The sequence below is a fragment of the Clostridium sp. MCC328 genome (assembly GCF_018785465.1).
Lineage (GTDB): Bacteria > Bacillota > Clostridia > Lachnospirales > Lachnospiraceae > Pilosibacter > Pilosibacter fragilis.
Map to the genome: position 1 here is coordinate 1 of NZ_WQPW01000156.1, position 411 is coordinate 411.

A 411-nucleotide genomic window follows, 5' to 3' on the forward strand; every position below is an offset into this window, starting at 1 on the left:
GGCGAAACCGCAAAAGGGATTAACTACTGCCTGAATCAGGAAAAATATCTGAAGGTATTCCTGAGTGATGGGGAAGTGCCGATCGATAATCTTGCCAGTGAACGCGCACTGAGAACCTTTACGATCGGCCGTAAGAACTGGATGACGCTGAACACAGTACGTGGTGCACAGGCAAGTGCAATGATCTACAGCATTACCGAAACAGCCCGGGCAAATGGTCTGAATGTTTACTACTACGTAAAGCATCTATTAACCGAACTGCTTGAGATCATCCGTATCGACGGAAGTGTCGATAAAAAAGAGTTAGAAAGTCTTATGCCATGGTCAAAAGATCTTCCGGCTGAGTGCTATAGCAAGCGCCGCAAATGAGCGGCGCTGTATTTGGCGTGGGGCGAAGGATTTGACCTTTAC

General features: G+C 47.4%; 1 protein-coding gene. It reads left to right on the top strand.

Features of this window, described 5'->3' with window-relative positions:
• The coding region (locus GPK83_RS16670; protein WP_215705343.1) for a transposase at positions 1-369 on the top strand (369 nt) is incomplete at its 5' end.
• Positions 370-411: the final 42 nt, after the last annotated feature.